Below are 14,953 nucleotides of genomic sequence, written 5' to 3'. Positions count from 1 at the left end.
TTTAAATTGAGCAATTAAGTACTATATAAGGCATATTATTTTTTAATCAACAGCAACTAAACTAAAGAAATATGAGTGATTTTTTACAATCCATAATTGATAGAGATCCTGCTGCAAGGTCTAAGTTAAGTTTAATATTAACTTATCCAGGAGTTAAAGCAGTTTTTTTTCATCGAATAGCAAATTTTTTTAGTACTGCAAAATTTCATTTGATAGCAAGAATCATTTCTCAATTTTCAAGATTCTTAACTGGAATAGAAATTCATCCTAATGCAAAAATTGGAAAAAATTTGTTTATAGATCATGGAATGGGTGTTGTGATTGGTGAAACTTCAGACATTGGAGATAATGTAACTATCTATCATATGGTTACGTTAGGAGGAATAGCTCCAAGTATTAATTCAAATGACCAAAGAAATATGAAAAGACATCCTACTATTAAAGAAGATGTAGTTATTGGTTCTGGTGCTCAAGTTTTAGGTCCAGTAGTCGTTGGCAAAGGTGCTAGAATAGGAGCAAATGCAGTTATTACGAAAGATGTTTCAGAAAATGCTGTAATGGTTGGAATTCCTGCAAGAAGTGTTGGAATAGCAGATAGTGAATTTAAACCTTATGGAATTACGTCTGATAGTGATAAAAAATCAGATAATGAATAATACCCAAAACGATTTTATTTCTGGAATAGGAAATACTCCATTAATTAAACTCAGAGCAGCCTCTGAAATTACTGGGTGTAACATTTATGGAAAAGCAGAATTTTTAAATCCTGGAGGATCAGTAAAAGATAGAGCTGCACTTGCTTTAATTAAAGATGCTCAAGAAAAAAAATTAATTTCTAAAGGTGGGACTGTTGTTGAGGGAACAGCTGGTAATACAGGAATAGGTTTGGGTCTTTTAGGCAACTCTCTTGGTTATAAAACAATTATTGTAATGAATGACAATCAAACACAAGAGAAAAAAGATTTACTTAGAAACCTTGGAGCTGAATTAAGATTGGTTCCACCAAAGCCTTATAAAGATGACAACAACTTTGTAAAAGTAGCAGCAAGACTCGCAGATGAACTAAGACCTTCTAATAACAATGGAGTGATTTGGGCTAACCAATTCGATAATACTGCAAATGCTAAAGGGCATTATGAAGGCACAGGTCAAGAAATCTGGGAACAAACCGATGGTAAAGTTGATGGTTTTGTTTGTTCTTCAGGTACTGGAGGCACAATTTCAGGTGTTAGCAATGCTCTTAAAGAAAAGAACAAAGATATAAAAATTTATTTATCAGATCCAAAGGGTTCTGCTCTTTATAATTACATTAAAAATGGTGAACTTAAATCGGAGGGTGGTTCAATTACTGAAGGTATTGGCTCAAGTAGAGTGACTGCCAACTTTGGTGAGGCAAAAATTGATGACGCATATTCAATTGATGACCATGAGGCTCTGCCTATTCTATATGATTTAATTCAAAACGAAGGTTTAAGTCTAGGAACAAGCTGTGGGATAAATATTGCAGGAGCAATTAGAATGGGAAAAGAAATGGGTCCAGGAAAAACTATTGTTACTATTCTTTGTGATAGAAGTGACAAATACGCAACTAAAATGTTTAATAAAAAATTTTTAGAAGAAAAAGGTCTACCAATGCCTAATTGGTTTTAAATATAAATTTTATCAGCTAATCCGTAAGTAAGAATAGCACTTAAAATTGTAAGTACTCCAGCAGCTATTACACCTTCACTGTTAGTTTTTTCAGTGTGTCCAAGTTTATTAATATAAATGGTATAAATACCAAATATTAAGTACATTAAATTTTGGACAAATACTAAATTAAAGAATGCCCACGTTCCATTTACTCCACCATCTCTTACAAACATGATATAAAGAGCCATTAAGAAAGACCCAACAAAAGGAGCTCCAAAAAATCTAGTGATCACTGCTGCTGAATGATCGATATTATATTGATCCATAAAACTCTTGGTTCCAACTATAGCTCTAAAAGCATAAACAGCGTAAACAAGGAAATGAACAATAAAAATTATTAGATAAACAATTCCATTAAATTTTTCGATCATAAATAATTATTATCAAATATTTAAATTAAATAAAACAGCATAATTAACATTTTTTATGCTCTGAAATTGCATAACTGTCGCGCGCTATAAACACGAGTGACTCCTTAACAATTATGTAACAGTGTTCTATTAAATTAAATAACTTTAAGGAGGTAAAATGAAGAAAATTTTAATTTTAATAATTTTTTTAACAATCTCAAATTACTCATTAGCAGAGTCAGGAAAATTTAATGCTGCTGGAGCAGGATCTTGGTCATTGAATGCAATGGATGCTGGAAATGGAAATATGAGTATTACTTACGATGGTAATGCCGGGCTTATGGATAAAGAACCTGGTAGTATTTTTGATAAATCTACTATGCATTGTATTGGCGGGTTAACATTGGTAGCTGGAAAGTTTGATGATGAAACAGGTATGTGTACTTTTTATCTAATGGATGGAGAAAAGGTTTACATAAATTATAAAGGCAAAGGAACTGGCGGCCAAGGTGGAACTGGTACTTTTGTTATTGTTGGTGGAACTGGAAAATATGAAAATATTTCTGGAAGTGGTAATTCAAGTCGACAGAATATTAGAGGTAAATCTGGTATGGCACACTCTATGAATCAAATGAGTGGTGAATATACTTATTAGAAAGAAAATATATGATTATAAAAATAGAGGAAAATATAAAATCGTTTTCAGCATGGAGGGATATGGTTAAAGATAATGCTGAAAAAATTAAAGGATTTGGTGCAACCATTATTTTTGCTGGTGTATCAAAAGAAGATGCTTCAAAATTTACAGTAATTGTAAAATATGCAACTATGGAGGGGTTTGAGGCATTTAAAAATGATAAAGAACTTCACGCTGCAAGAGCTGCAGCTGGAGTTGATTTAGATTCTGCAAAAATCACTCCCATGGATGGAGACTTTATGGAAAATTTTTCAGGATAATAAAATAGGAGGAAAAAATGGAAAAAGAAATGCTAGTAGTAGCAAAGTTAAAAGAAGGTACTTTTGAGAAATTCATGGGATTTATGCAATCTCCTGAAGGACTTGCTGAAAGAGCAAAAGTTGCAGTGGTTGAAAAAACAATTGGAACTGTAACTCCAGACAAAAGTACTGTAATGTTTAAAATATTTTGTACTGATGAAGCTGCACTTCATAAGTTTATAGAAGGTACTGAGGTATCAAAACCAATAATGGATGAAGTGTTAGACAGTTACTCAATATATAATTTAACTAAGGTTAAATAGAAAGGAATAACATGTCTATATTAGAGAAATATAGTGCTGCAATAAAAAATAAAGATGAAGCAGTGATGAATGATCTTTTGCATGATGATTTTAAATTCACAATGCATAAGTCAGGAAATGTTTTAGGCAAAAGTGATGTTATCAAATGGGCAATGAGCGGCGATATAAATCAAGATAAAGTAAGAGTTGTTTATGAAAATGACGAAGTTGGTGTTCATCATTCATTTGTTACTTTTGATGATGGAAATGTAGAGGCTGTAATGGCAGTTTATAAATATGACAATGGAAAAATTGTCAGTTTAGAAACTGGTGCTACACCAATGCCAAAATAAGTGAGTGAAATCGATTTTTATTTTTCTATAGGAAGCACATACACCTATCTTTCTGTAACAAGGTTACTTGATGTTGAAAAACAACATCAAGTAAAATTTAAATGGAAACCTTTTTCAGTGAGAGCAATCATGAAAGAGATGAACAATATCCCATTTCCAAAGGATAAAATGAATAAAGTTAATTACATGTGGAGAGATATTGAAAGACGTGCAGAGGGATATGGTTTTTTCGCTAAAACACCAGTTCCCTACCCTTTATCTGAATTCGATTTAGCAAATCAAATAGCAATCTTAGGTTTTGACAAAGGTTGGGGAGAAAAATTTGTGATGCTAACTTATAAAAAATGGTTCCAAGAAGGCAAAGAACCTGCCATTGAACCTAGCATTTCTGAGGTTTGTGCTGAATTAAATTTAAATAAAGATGAAATCATATCCAAAGCAAATTCTGAAAATATTGAGACAAAATATAACGAGAACACAAATTCAGCTCGTGAAAATAAAATTTTTGGTAGTCCATCTTTTATAGTGAAAAATGAAGTCTTCTGGGGAGATGACCGAATGGAAGATGCTATTAAATGGTCATTTAAATAATTATATATATTTTCGTTAAATTAATTTAGAATCTTGGTATGAGTCTTGTTACTTCGTATTTTTTTTTAGGTGTTGCAGTTTTTTTAGGTGTTACCTCAAATAGTTTTGCAAAAAGTGCTGAAGGATTTACACTTCTTGTTCCAAGTATAATTACAGCAATTACAATTGTATTGTGTATGTATGCACTTTCATTAGTAATGAAAAATATTCCTATGGGAATTACTTATGCTTCATTTGCAGGACTAACGATAATTGCAACAGTAGTTGTTGGGGTAATAAGATTTAATCAAGTACCTAACTTATATTCATTAATTGGTTTAGCGTTCATTATAATTGGTGTACTAATGGTTAACTTACTTGGGAATAACTAATATGCTTAAAAAAAAATATGCTCAACCTCTGTTTGTTATTTTAATGTCTTTCAGTATGAGTGTAATTATGTGTGGAGTTGTGGTTGCTGTTAATACAGGCATTAGTGAAGGGTTTCTGGGTAGATGGTTTTATTCATGGACTTTTGCATTTCCTGTCGCTTTGATAGCAGCTTTTACAATGGCTCCCATTTTAAAACCCTTTGTGGATAAAATTGCATCTAAAGATTAATCATGAAACCTTTATTTGGATATATATTTTTAGCTATAGGTATTTCTTTTGGTATTGCATCAAATAGTTTAGCTAAAATTTCAGAAGGGTTTACCAAACTAACACCATCTGTTTTGTGCATCTTATTTATGTGTATTACGATGTTTTCAATTGCAAAAGCAATGCATGCTCTTCCTGTGGGTTTTGCGTACGCAACTTATAGCGGACTAACTGTAACTGGAGTTGTACTGTTTGCGGTGTTGAAACTTAATCAGGTACCAAATATTTATGGAATTATAGGAATTATATTAATTATTATTGGTGTAATAATGGTTAATTATCTTGGACGGCTAAACTGATATTTTTTTAAAATCTCTGGAAGCTCGTGACTTCCATCTTCATTTAATGGTAACTCGTATTCATTAACAACAGTGCTGGTATCTAAAGGTGAGTATAAATGAGGATACATATCTCCATTAGATGCCTGCTCCCATAACAAATGTTCAAGCTTAAAAGCATTTACTCTTAATAAAACTAGATTTTCTTTTTTAGGATAATGTTTGTTTAAAGTTTCTTCTACCTGATCCTCCTCTGAAAAATGAATATATCCATCTTTAAGATCTTTTTCTGATCCACCATATGTCCCTGATTGCTTAGCTTTTTGCCATTCGTCTTTATCTATAACTTTAAAAATAAATTCTAAATTCATTTCACCAAGAAGTATTTGGACTTTTTAAAAATTCTATTTCTTCTTCAGTAGATTCTCGTCCTAATATTTCATTTCTATGCGGATATCTATGAAATTGTCTAACTACTTTTGTATGATCTTGCCAAAATTTTTTTATTTCGTTGTAACCTTCATGCTCCCTTAAATATTTATTTAACAAATAATAAGCCATTTCATGATCGCTGATTTCTTCACTATGAATTAATGGTAATAACATAAACAATCTTTGATTAACGTTCATAGCCTCTAAATAACCTGAATAAACTGCATCATTTACAATCAACCTGGTTTTTTGATCTTGTGCAAAAGCCTTTTTATCATTTCTAAACATATTTCTTGAAAATTGATCAAATAAAATAACTAACGCTAAACAACTCATAGGGTTATCCTGCCAATCATCATATTCATTTTGAAAAGCTAATTCATAATCTTTTAAAAAATTATCTTTAATTTTTTGATCAAACTTATCATCTTTTTTAAAACGTATTTCAGAAGGAGTTTCTTTAAACCAGAAATCTAAAATGACTTGTGCTCTTTCTGGTATCATTTAGAGACTGGTTTTAATAATTTTAGAAAATTATTATGAATTTTTTTATTTGAAGAAACTAAGATATTTCCAGCATTAGCGGCATCTCTATTATCCCAAGTACTAATAATACCACCTGCTGCCTTAATAATTGGTATAAGTGGGTGAATATCCCAAATTTTATTTGAGCACTGTATTACAATGTCAACTCTTCCTTCCGCTAAATGAGAATAACTTAAAGCGTCACTGCATGGAAATTGCATTAATTTCAAAATTTTTGGAATTTTTTTTTGTTTATTTAATGACAACCACCCATGAAATGCTGCAGAAACCTTTACATTTTTAAATGTAGCTTTTTTATTTACTGATAATTTTTTCTTTTTTCCTTGAGAAACAACATAAGCAAGTTTATCAGAATAATTTAAATAATATTTTTTAAGAACTGGAAAGTTTGCTAATCCCAAAATTGGTATTCCTTTAAAATTTAATGAAATTAAGTTACTCCATGTTGGGTTTCCTATAACGTAGGATCTTGTTCCATCTATAGGGTCAATTACCCAAGTATAATCGCTTTTTGAATTTGTTGAACCATATTCTTCACCGATAACTTGGTGTGTAGGAAATTTTTTTTTAATCCTTGAACGTATAAATTTTTCAAAAGCTCTGTCTGAAGTAGTTACTGGATCATAACCTTTACCTTTAAGCTTGTTAGATACTTTAAAGGTTCTATTCAATTTTGAATTATAGAACTTAGTTAAATCCTTTGCTAATTGATTTAAAAAACTAGCGTATATAGGGTATTTTTTTCTATCAAAATTAATCACACAGAACTCTTACTATTTAATTTATGTTGATTAAAGTTAAATTTTAAATAATCCTCAGGTGGTAATTATGAAAATTGAGCTAAATCAAAATAAGGTTTTTTACAATAATGGATCTGAAAAAAAAGAAATTCACCCATTCTGGTTACGTGAAAGAGTAAATGGCGAAGATTACCTAGATAAAGGAACTCAACAGAGACTTTTCGATCCTACCTCCTTAAGTAGTGATATTTCAATAAATAAGGCAAATATTAATGAAAAATATTTGGAAATTGATTTTAATGATGGTGTTACTTCAAAACTAGAAATTGATAAAATTGCTTTAGAATTTTCTAAAGAAGATATTGTTATTAAATCAATAGAAAAAACCAAATGGGACTCGCAACTTAAAAATATTAAAAATTTTCAATATCAAAAAGATTTTTATGAAAGTAAGGAAATGCATGATTTGCTTGTTTCTTTTTATAAATATGGATTTGTCATTATAAAAAATATTCCGATATCAAAAAACTATATTGTAGAATTTGCAAACTCTATCGGAAGTGTTCGGAGAACAAATTTTGGAGAATATTTTAATGTTAAATCTAAACCAGACCCTAATGATCTTGCTTACACATCTTTAGCCTTAGCTCCTCATACTGATAATCCTTATAGAAATCCAGTACCATGTATTCAATTATTACATTGTATTGAAAGTAAAGTATCAGGAGGACTGTCATCTTTAGTTGACGGTTATACTGTTACGGAAGAATTAAGAAGTAAATTTCCAGAATTTTATAGTATTTTAACAGAAGTAAAAGTTAGATTTAGATTTGTAGATAAAGAGGTAATTCTTGAAAACATCTCTCCCTTAATCGAACTTAACGATGATAAAAGTTTTAAACAAGTTAGATTTAGTCCTAGACTAGACTACGTTCCAATTTTAGATAAAGAAAAATTAGATCTTTATTATCAAGCAAGAAAAAAACTATCTGAAATGTATAATTCTGATAAATATAGAATTGAATTTAAACTTGAGCCTAAAGACTTAATAATGATGGATAATCATCGATTACTACATGGTAGAACATCTTATGAAACTAAAGAAGGTGAAAGATTTTTACAAGGTTGTTATATTGATTTTGATAGCACTGAGGGTAAACTTAGACACTTAAAAAGAAAGTTTAATCTTTAAATAATTTTTCAATTTGTGCCTCTGCATCACTTATTGATTTTTCATAATCTAATGCCATTTGATCTGCACTAATAATATCTACTTTTTCAATCCCAAAAAAATTAAGAATAAATTTTAACCAAGGGGTTAGGAAGTCCTCAGAGCTATTTAATTTTGTTCCTCCAGAGGTTATTACTAAATAAGCATGTTTATTTTTTAATAACCCTTCTCTTCTGCCATTTGGTTTAAATCTAAATGTTTCCCCTATTCTAGCTGCTAAATCTGACCAGGCTTTAAGTGTTGCTGGAGGACCATAATTGTAAATAGGAGCTGAAATTATAATCACATCACTTTCTTTTAACTCCTTTACTAATTTATCAGAAAGTTCGAACATTTTTTTGTGGTGCTCTGTCTGATCTTTTTCATCAATTTTCATACCCGACTCTGTAAGTCCACTTACAAAAAACATCTCATCGTCTAAATCACGATAAATCACCTCATCTCCAGGTTTTTTAATTTTCTCTAAAATTTTTTTAGCAAGTGCGCGCGAGGTTGATCCTTTTTTTCTAGCGCTTGAATCTATTTGATAAATCTTCATTAATACCTATTATCCGAATTTTTGCATAAAAGGAAAGATTTCAATTATATAAAATCCAATTGCTTGTAATTGATTGGTTAATATTAAAATACCTGTAATTAAAAGAATTATTCCACCAATTTTTGAAATTAAATTAATATTTTTCCTAAAGTTCTTTGAAAATAATAAAAATTTTTGAATTAAATATCCTGATAAAACAAAAGGAATTGCAAGACCTAATGAATATAAAATTAATAATATTACTGCTCTTGATAAGGTTTCTTCAATAGATGCTAAAGCTAAAATTGAACCTAAAATTGGACCAATACAGGGTGTCCATCCAAAACCAAAAGCAACACCGATTACATATGGAAAAAGAATATTTCTTGATTCCTTAGCATCAAATCTTTTTTCAAAATTTAGGTAGGGGATATTAATTATTCCAATTAATTGAAGAGAAAAAATTATAATAATTATTCCAGCTACAATTCTTAAAATTTCTGAATTTTGTAAAAGTGTTTGACCTAAAAATGATGCGGATGCTCCTAAAATAACAAAAACAGTTGAGAACCCAAGACAAAATAAAATTAACGGAAAAAAGTTTATTTCTTTTTTATTTAGTATTTCTTGTAAGGATTGACCAGAGATATAAGAAATATATCCAGGTATTAAAGGTAGAACACATGGAGATAAAAAACTAATAAGTCCTGCTCCAAAAGCAATTAAATATTCAAACATTTATCCAGTATTTTTCATTGCAGCAGATATGCCTGCGATAGATGTCATTAAAGCGTCATCAAGAAATTTTTTATCTAATTTTGTATATTTTTTATTTGTTAATTTATTCATTATATTTGCCTGCAATATGTTCAACATCTCAGTATAATTACTTCTTATAAACAATGCTTTTCTAAATTGTTTTCTTTCTTTTACCACTTCCTTTGGTGTTATTTTATTATGCAATTTGACCAATGCATCAAATTGAAATCTTAACTTTTTGCCAATTCTTCTTAATGAGGCGTCTGCCAAATTATTCTCATAAATAACCGATATCTCTGGATCTACTTTTGAAATTACCATGTCTAAAATATCCATGGTCGAAACAAAATATGGCCAGTTCTTTTCCATATCTGTAATAGTTTTTTTAAATTTTTTAATTGATCCATATCTTAAAGCTTCAGTTGTTCCAAGCCAAGCTGGTAACATTAATCTAATTTGTGTCCAAGCAAATACCCATGGTATAGCTCTTAAACTTTGAATATTATCAACGTTCTTCCTTTTTGTTGGTCTGGAACCTATGGCTAATTTTCCAAGTGATTTATGAGGAGTTACAGTTTTAAAATATCTAATAAAATCCTCATTTTGATTTAAATATTTCCTATATGCGGAGGTAGAAATTTCAGACATGTTCTGAATTAACTCTCTCCAATTAGGCTTAGATCGTGGAGGTGGATTTAAGGAAGCATCCATAACTGCTCCTATATAGCTACAAAGATTGTATTCAGCTAATGGCTTATAACCATATTTTTGTTGTATTACTTCACCTTGATCTGTGATTCTAATTTTTCCATTCACAGTTCCTGCTGGCTGAGATTTTAATGTTGCTTGAATTGGTCCGCCGCCTCTTCCTGGAGATCCTCCTCGTCCATGAAAGAATACTAAATCAATTTTGTATTTTTTTGATATAGCTCTTAACTCCTCTTGAAGTTTGTATTGATGCCAACTTGCTGATAATTTTCCTGCATCTTTACTTGAGTCTGAGTATCCAATCATTACTTCCTGTTTAGAATTAATCAATTTTCTATACCAAGAAAGTTTGAATAAATTTTTCATAACATCTTTGGCATTTATTAAATCATCTAAAGTTTCAAACAGTGGAACAACTCTTAATAAATTTTTAATTTTCGCTTGTTTTTGCAAAAAATATACCGACAAAATGTCAGAAGCATTAGATGTCATTGATATTACATATGCACCTAAACACTCATTTGGGGTAGATGAAATCAGCTTAAAAGTATTCCACACCTCTCTATTTTCTTTATTTTGTAGTTTAATTTTATCTACAAAAAATTTCTTATCTTTAATTGATTTATTCAATAATTTAATTTTATCTATCTCACTTAAATTAGAATATTTAATTTTACTTTTCTTTTTGAAAATTTCATTTAAGAGTTTTTCATGTCTATCAGCTTCTTGTCTGATATCTAATCTTGCAAGATTAATACCAAAACACCTAACTCTCCTCATTAAATCTAATAGATCTGCATTAGCAATATGATCTCCTTTATTTAGTTTTAATGAGTTTCTTACTTCTCTTAATGGAATAGTAATTTCATGTTTGTTTTGAATTAACTTTTTTTCATTTAATTTTGAATTATAATTTAAATGATTTTCAATTAATTGATGGGTTAGTCTTACTTTATCTCTTATTGGCCTTAAATACACTCTATACGGTTCAAAACTATTTCCAGTCGCTTTTTTAATTTTTGCAGAACATTCTTCCATGGATAAATCTTGAATTAACTTAGTAAGTTCTTTTTCATATAATTTTGCAGCTTGCCACCTAGAAAATAATATTACTTTCTTAGTTACTTCAGCTGTCACATTAGGATTTCCATCTCTATCACCGCCCATCCATGATCCAAACTGAATAGGGTTAAAATCTCTTGGTAAATCCTTTTTTAAATTTTTTCTAAATATATCGTTTAGTCTTTTGTAAACTTTAGGAATTGTGTCCCACAAACTATCCTCAATAACAGCTAAACCCCATCTAGCCTCATCTAATGGAGAGGGCTTAGTTCGTTTTAACTCATCTGTTTTCCATATAATTGCTATTTCTGAATATAATTGTCTATCTAGTTCGATAATCTTTGATGGATATTTTTTATATAGATGTCTCTGCTCCATAATATAAATCAAATTTGCATATTTTTGTATTAAAGTTCTTCTTTTTACTTCTGTTGGATGAGCAGTAAGAACAATCCCAATATCAAGTTTTTTTGCCTGCTCATAAATATTTTTGTCAGAAATTTTTTTGTTTTTAAATAAGCCCTCAATTATATCTTCTATAAATAAATTTTGATTTTTACTTTTAAAATACGGATTTTCGTACTCATTTAACTTTCTTGATGCATCAAGGGACTCTACTAGATTAAGTAAATTTAAAATGTGTGAAAATGCTCTACTTAATTTAAATGTGTTCTCCGGAGTTAGTTTTTTAACTTCTTTTGAAATTCTTGATAATACTTTTCTTTTATTTTTATCAGAGAGAGTATTTTTTGATAGCACTCTAAATTTTTCAACAATTTTAAAAAATGCTAGACCTTCTTGATCTTTAATAACTCTACCCAGGAAAGTACCTAATAATCTAAAATCCTCTCTTAAAAGCTTAGTAGGTATTCTCTCATAGTAAAGATCTCTTTTCTTCATTATTTAAAACAAATTTTTTTTGTAAAATTCCTTTTACGTTTGTTTTTACACTAAAAAAGAACCCAGAATATCTAAATTTTTGCAAATCTGCTTTGTTCATGCCTTTAGTTGCTGTTGAAACATAAAGTTCTTTAGTATTTTTACCTCCAAATGCACAATTAGTTATATTTTTTGCAGGAAACTGAATTCTGTGAATTAATTTTGCTTTTTTATTAAAAACAGAAATACAAGCACCATGGAAATGAGCTACCCATAAATTTTTATTTTTATCTAATGTCATTCCATCTGGCGAACCTTCATCAGAAGATAATTTTTTAAATATTTTTTTGCTAACTATTTTATTATTTTTATTTATTTTAATTTTATAGATAGTTTTTTTTGGACTATCTGTATGATAAAAATTATACTGATCGATAAACGCTGGTCCATTAGTAATTCTATAATGTTTATCAACTTTTATTAATTTAAAATTTTTATCTAATTTATATAAAGAACCTTTTTCAATTTTTCTTTCCAAGTTGTCCATAGTGCCAAACCAAAGATTTCCTGCAGGATCTGTTTTACCATCATTAATTCTATTTAGTTTCAAGTTTGGTTCTATCTTAATTGATTTTAAAATTTTTTTTGATTTTAGATTTTGAATTCTTAATTCTCCCTGAAGACCTAAAATAAAAATATAATCTTTGATATGAGCTATAAAACCAATTTCTTTATTTACTTTAAAGGTTTTCTTTTTTTTATTTTTAATATTGAAAGAGCAAATTTTCTTTTTTTTAATATCTACAAAATAAATTGAGTTATGTTCACTAACCCATAACGTTCCTTCACCTAAAGTACATCTTAATTTCCAAAGAGGTTTTGGTTCTGATGTTTTTATTTTATTCATTTACTTCAAACTCTTTAATAAAATCTTTATTCGGGCTTATACCAATACCTATATTGTCTGTTACTGATGCATAACCGTTATTGTTTTTAACTTGGTCTAAAATTGAAAATTCTTCTTTAGGTAAATCTGTGATAAAAATATTTTTTTCTGTTGTATCAAACTCAAGCATTGATTTTGATGGAAATAAACCACCAGGCATATCTGGTTGTGCTGTCAATAAATGAAGATTCACTGCGATACTAACTGCAGAACCCCACACATGATTAATTACTGGTATAAAATTTGCTTGCGCTAGTGCTGCAACTTTTAAATACTCAGTAATTCCGCCAAGTCCACAAACCTCTGGTTGAGCTATATCAATACATTTATTTGATATTAATTTATTCCAGCCATATTTGGTAAATTCAGCTTCCCCTCCTGCAATGCTAGTGGAAATTTTTTGTTTTAATTCTCTGTAACTCTCATAATCTTCAGGAGCCACAGGTTCTTCAAACCAATGAATATCAAGTTCATCTAAACCTTTTCCAACATAAAGAGCATCTTGCAAATTATAAGCATGATTTGCATCAACCATTAGTTTAAAATCTTTTCCAACAGAATCTCTTACAGCTTGAACTAACTTTAAATCCTCTTTTGGACCTAATCCAATTTTCATTTTCATAGCTTTAAAATTTTTTGATTTTATTTCCTTAGATTCCTCTTTGAACAAGGCGATCAATTCATCAACTGATTTTTTTTGTAACATCATTCCATACCCATAAACAGGGACGTCATTATTACATTTGCCACCAACAAGTTGATAAAGAGGAGAGTTTGTTTTCTTTCCAAGAATATCCCACAAAGCAATATCTACTCCTGATAATGCTTGAATTGGCATTCCCTTTTGACCACTATCTCTTAAAAGATTGTATACTTTTTGCCAGATGTATTCTTTGTTTATAGGGTCTTCACCAATTACTAAAGGCTGTATAACCTTTTCAACAATAAACTTGTTCGCTAAAGCTATATTTCCAGGACCAAAACATTCACCCCAACCTGTTATTCCTTCGTCTGTTTGAACTTCAACGAGATGAGCTGTACGATGTTTATAATACTGTTGTGAGTAACCAAGTTCTTTTTCTAACTCATATCTAAGTACATGACTTTTAATAGAAGTTATTTTCACAATTAATTATATAGCAACTACCTTCGAGTTTTGCTCTCCTAGGTTTTCAATTGATAATTTCATTGTATCACCTGCTTTTAAAAACTGTTGAGGTTTCATTCCCATGCCAACACCTGGAGGTGTTCCAGTTGTAATTATATCACCTGCTTGAAGAGACATATATTTACTCAAATAAGAGACAATCACATCAACGTTAAATATCATTGTACTTGTATTACCTGTTTGCATTCTTTTTCCATTAACATCTAAACTCATCTTTAAATTGTTAACGTCTGCAATTTCATCTTTAGTAACAAAGTAAGGGCCGATTGGTCCATAAGTGTCGTGAGATTTTCCTTTAACCCATTGACCCATTTTTTCAATTTGCCATTCCCTTTCACTTACATCATTAACCAAACAATAACCTAAAATATGATCTTGGGCTTGGCTTTCAGAGATATGTTTTGTTTCTTTTCCTATAACGATCCCAAGTTCAACTTCCCAGTCTAATTTTTTAGATCCAGAAACTATTTCGACATCATCATTAGGTCCAACTATACAAGAAGTAGCTTTCATAAAAACTATAGGTTCAGAAGGAACATCAGCTCCAGTTTCAGCAGCATGATCAGAATAATTTAATCCAATTGCAACAAATTTACCTGGCTTAGTAATACAAGATCCTATTCGATCACTTGCAGATAATTCTGGTAAAGAAGATAAATCAGCACTTTGTAATTTAGAAATAGTCTCAAAATTTAAATGATCAGGATTTAAATCTTTAACATGAGAACTAATATCTCTAATTTTACCATCTTTATCTAAAACACCAGGTTTTTCGTCTCCTTTATTTCCTATTCTTAATAATTTCATATTTATCCTTTTGTTAT

21 protein-coding genes are annotated in these 14,953 nt (G+C 29.8%); 11 read left to right on the top strand and 10 right to left on the bottom strand.

What is annotated here, in order from left to right; genetic code table 11:
* The first annotated feature begins 71 nt into the window (after positions 1–71).
* Complete coding sequence (gene epsC, locus ACTT88_RS02010) at positions 72–656, top strand: serine O-acetyltransferase EpsC (RefSeq protein ID WP_440907704.1); 585 nt, start codon at positions 72–74, stop codon at positions 654–656.
* Positions 649–1,650, top strand: coding sequence for a cysteine synthase A (locus ACTT88_RS02005; protein ID WP_440907703.1), 1,002 nt, complete (start codon positions 649–651; stop codon positions 1,648–1,650). Before epsC ends, ACTT88_RS02005 begins: the two co-directional genes overlap by 8 nt.
* Here the strand turns inward: ACTT88_RS02005 and ACTT88_RS02000 are convergent.
* Positions 1,647–2,063: a hypothetical protein gene (locus ACTT88_RS02000; protein ID WP_271560130.1), complete on the bottom strand. Its 417-nt coding sequence runs from the start codon at positions 2,061–2,063 to the stop codon at positions 1,647–1,649. The genes ACTT88_RS02005 and ACTT88_RS02000 overlap by 4 nt on opposite strands.
* Before the next feature lie 157 nt (positions 2,064–2,220).
* Here ACTT88_RS02000 and ACTT88_RS01995 point away from each other — a divergent pair, with 157 nt between their 5' ends.
* Genes ACTT88_RS01995 through ACTT88_RS01960 form a run of 8 tightly spaced genes read left to right on the top strand, consistent with a single transcriptional unit; the run spans position 2,221 to position 5,162 of the window.
* The gene (locus ACTT88_RS01995; protein WP_440907702.1) at positions 2,221–2,697 is read left to right on the top strand and encodes a hypothetical protein; all 477 of its coding nucleotides are present in this window, start codon (positions 2,221–2,223) and stop codon (positions 2,695–2,697) included.
* Between the two features lie 11 nt (positions 2,698–2,708).
* A complete protein-coding gene (locus tag ACTT88_RS01990; protein WP_075484765.1) occupies positions 2,709–2,999 on the top strand; it encodes a DUF3764 family protein in 291 nt (96 codons plus the stop codon).
* 17 nt (positions 3,000–3,016) lie between these two features.
* Positions 3,017–3,301 (top strand): hypothetical protein, encoded by a 285-nt coding sequence (locus ACTT88_RS01985; RefSeq protein ID WP_075484762.1) that lies wholly within the window; start codon positions 3,017–3,019, stop codon positions 3,299–3,301.
* Between the two features lie 11 nt (positions 3,302–3,312).
* On the top strand, positions 3,313–3,633 hold the full coding sequence (locus ACTT88_RS01980; protein WP_440907701.1) for a nuclear transport factor 2 family protein: 321 nt from the start codon (positions 3,313–3,315) through the stop codon (positions 3,631–3,633).
* Positions 3,634–4,224 (top strand): 2-hydroxychromene-2-carboxylate isomerase, encoded by a 591-nt coding sequence (locus ACTT88_RS01975; RefSeq protein WP_440907700.1) that lies wholly within the window; start codon positions 3,634–3,636, stop codon positions 4,222–4,224.
* 38 nt (positions 4,225–4,262) lie between these two features.
* Positions 4,263–4,595, top strand: coding sequence for a DMT family transporter (locus ACTT88_RS01970; protein ID WP_440907699.1), 333 nt, complete (start codon positions 4,263–4,265; stop codon positions 4,593–4,595).
* 1 nt (position 4,596) lies between these two features.
* Positions 4,597–4,824, top strand: a complete 228-nt coding sequence (locus ACTT88_RS01965) for a DUF2798 domain-containing protein (protein WP_440907698.1) — start codon at positions 4,597–4,599, stop codon at positions 4,822–4,824.
* 2 nt (positions 4,825–4,826) lie between these two features.
* Positions 4,827–5,162 (top strand): SMR family transporter, encoded by a 336-nt coding sequence (locus ACTT88_RS01960; RefSeq protein ID WP_440907697.1) that lies wholly within the window; start codon positions 4,827–4,829, stop codon positions 5,160–5,162.
* Here ACTT88_RS01960 and ACTT88_RS01955 read toward each other — a convergent pair.
* Genes ACTT88_RS01955 through ACTT88_RS01945 form a run of 3 tightly spaced genes read right to left on the bottom strand, consistent with a single transcriptional unit; the run spans position 5,141 to position 6,880 of the window.
* On the bottom strand, positions 5,141–5,512 hold the full coding sequence (locus tag ACTT88_RS01955) for a DUF952 domain-containing protein (RefSeq protein ID WP_440907696.1): 372 nt from the start codon (positions 5,510–5,512) through the stop codon (positions 5,141–5,143). The two genes, ACTT88_RS01960 and ACTT88_RS01955, sit on opposite strands and share 22 nt — an antisense overlap.
* Position 5,513: 1 nt before the next feature.
* Entirely contained in the window at positions 5,514–6,077 is a 564-nt protein-coding gene (locus ACTT88_RS01950; RefSeq protein ID WP_440907695.1) for a DUF924 family protein, read from the bottom strand.
* Positions 6,074–6,880 (bottom strand): inositol monophosphatase family protein, encoded by an 807-nt coding sequence (locus tag ACTT88_RS01945; protein WP_440907694.1) that lies wholly within the window; start codon positions 6,878–6,880, stop codon positions 6,074–6,076. Before ACTT88_RS01945 ends, ACTT88_RS01950 begins: the two co-directional genes overlap by 4 nt.
* Before the next feature lie 67 nt (positions 6,881–6,947).
* Here ACTT88_RS01945 and ACTT88_RS01940 point away from each other — a divergent pair, with 67 nt between their 5' ends.
* Positions 6,948–8,051, top strand: a complete 1,104-nt coding sequence (locus tag ACTT88_RS01940; protein ID WP_440907693.1) for a TauD/TfdA family dioxygenase — start codon at positions 6,948–6,950, stop codon at positions 8,049–8,051.
* Here ACTT88_RS01940 and ACTT88_RS01935 read toward each other — a convergent pair.
* From ACTT88_RS01935 to ACTT88_RS01910, 6 genes are read right to left on the bottom strand one after another with little or no spacing between them, the layout of a single operon-like run.
* Positions 8,041–8,628, bottom strand: a complete 588-nt coding sequence (locus ACTT88_RS01935; protein ID WP_440907692.1) for an FMN-dependent NADH-azoreductase — start codon at positions 8,626–8,628, stop codon at positions 8,041–8,043. The two genes, ACTT88_RS01940 and ACTT88_RS01935, sit on opposite strands and share 11 nt — an antisense overlap.
* Before the next feature lie 9 nt (positions 8,629–8,637).
* On the bottom strand, positions 8,638–9,345 hold the full coding sequence (locus tag ACTT88_RS01930) for a cytochrome c biogenesis CcdA family protein (RefSeq protein ID WP_440907691.1): 708 nt from the start codon (positions 9,343–9,345) through the stop codon (positions 8,638–8,640).
* The gene (gene ppc, locus ACTT88_RS01925; RefSeq protein ID WP_440907690.1) at positions 9,346–12,036 is read right to left on the bottom strand and encodes a phosphoenolpyruvate carboxylase; all 2,691 of its coding nucleotides are present in this window, start codon (positions 12,034–12,036) and stop codon (positions 9,346–9,348) included. It abuts the gene before it with no gap.
* Positions 12,011–12,922 (bottom strand): SMP-30/gluconolactonase/LRE family protein, encoded by a 912-nt coding sequence (locus ACTT88_RS01920; protein ID WP_440907689.1) that lies wholly within the window; start codon positions 12,920–12,922, stop codon positions 12,011–12,013. The genes ppc and ACTT88_RS01920 overlap by 26 nt, the downstream gene beginning before the upstream one ends.
* The gene (locus ACTT88_RS01915; protein WP_440907688.1) at positions 12,915–14,087 is read right to left on the bottom strand and encodes a mandelate racemase/muconate lactonizing enzyme family protein; all 1,173 of its coding nucleotides are present in this window, start codon (positions 14,085–14,087) and stop codon (positions 12,915–12,917) included. Before ACTT88_RS01915 ends, ACTT88_RS01920 begins: the two co-directional genes overlap by 8 nt.
* A gap of 6 nt (positions 14,088–14,093) precedes the next feature.
* Positions 14,094–14,936, bottom strand: coding sequence for a fumarylacetoacetate hydrolase family protein (locus ACTT88_RS01910; protein WP_440907687.1), 843 nt, complete (start codon positions 14,934–14,936; stop codon positions 14,094–14,096).
* Positions 14,937–14,953: the final 17 nt, after the last annotated feature.

The sequence above is a fragment of the Candidatus Pelagibacter sp. genome, assembly GCF_052046145.1.
GTDB lineage: Bacteria > Pseudomonadota > Alphaproteobacteria > Pelagibacterales > Pelagibacteraceae > Pelagibacter.
This window is presented reverse-complemented; position numbering and strand designations above follow the sequence as displayed.

Coding starts and splice junctions, on each gene's coding strand:
- epsC (WP_440907704.1), top strand. CDS start 72: ATGAGTGATTTTTTACAATCCATAATTGATAGAGATCCTGCTGCAAGG.
- ACTT88_RS02005 (WP_440907703.1), top strand. CDS start 649: ATGAATAATACCCAAAACGATTTTATTTCTGGAATAGGAAATACTCCA.
- ACTT88_RS02000 (WP_271560130.1), bottom strand. CDS start 2,063: ATGATCGAAAAATTTAATGGAATTGTTTATCTAATAATTTTTATTGTT.
- ACTT88_RS01995 (WP_440907702.1), top strand. CDS start 2,221: ATGAAGAAAATTTTAATTTTAATAATTTTTTTAACAATCTCAAATTAC.
- ACTT88_RS01990 (WP_075484765.1), top strand. CDS start 2,709: ATGATTATAAAAATAGAGGAAAATATAAAATCGTTTTCAGCATGGAGG.
- ACTT88_RS01985 (WP_075484762.1), top strand. CDS start 3,017: ATGGAAAAAGAAATGCTAGTAGTAGCAAAGTTAAAAGAAGGTACTTTT.
- ACTT88_RS01980 (WP_440907701.1), top strand. CDS start 3,313: ATGTCTATATTAGAGAAATATAGTGCTGCAATAAAAAATAAAGATGAA.
- ACTT88_RS01970 (WP_440907699.1), top strand. CDS start 4,263: ATGAGTCTTGTTACTTCGTATTTTTTTTTAGGTGTTGCAGTTTTTTTA.
- ACTT88_RS01965 (WP_440907698.1), top strand. CDS start 4,597: ATGCTTAAAAAAAAATATGCTCAACCTCTGTTTGTTATTTTAATGTCT.
- ACTT88_RS01960 (WP_440907697.1), top strand. CDS start 4,827: ATGAAACCTTTATTTGGATATATATTTTTAGCTATAGGTATTTCTTTT.
- ACTT88_RS01955 (WP_440907696.1), bottom strand. CDS start 5,512: ATGAATTTAGAATTTATTTTTAAAGTTATAGATAAAGACGAATGGCAA.
- ACTT88_RS01950 (WP_440907695.1), bottom strand. CDS start 6,077: ATGATACCAGAAAGAGCACAAGTCATTTTAGATTTCTGGTTTAAAGAA.
- ACTT88_RS01940 (WP_440907693.1), top strand. CDS start 6,948: ATGAAAATTGAGCTAAATCAAAATAAGGTTTTTTACAATAATGGATCT.
- ACTT88_RS01935 (WP_440907692.1), bottom strand. CDS start 8,628: ATGAAGATTTATCAAATAGATTCAAGCGCTAGAAAAAAAGGATCAACC.
- ACTT88_RS01930 (WP_440907691.1), bottom strand. CDS start 9,345: ATGTTTGAATATTTAATTGCTTTTGGAGCAGGACTTATTAGTTTTTTA.
- ppc (WP_440907690.1), bottom strand. CDS start 12,036: ATGAAGAAAAGAGATCTTTACTATGAGAGAATACCTACTAAGCTTTTA.
- ACTT88_RS01920 (WP_440907689.1), bottom strand. CDS start 12,922: ATGAATAAAATAAAAACATCAGAACCAAAACCTCTTTGGAAATTAAGA.
- ACTT88_RS01910 (WP_440907687.1), bottom strand. CDS start 14,936: ATGAAATTATTAAGAATAGGAAATAAAGGAGACGAAAAACCTGGTGTT.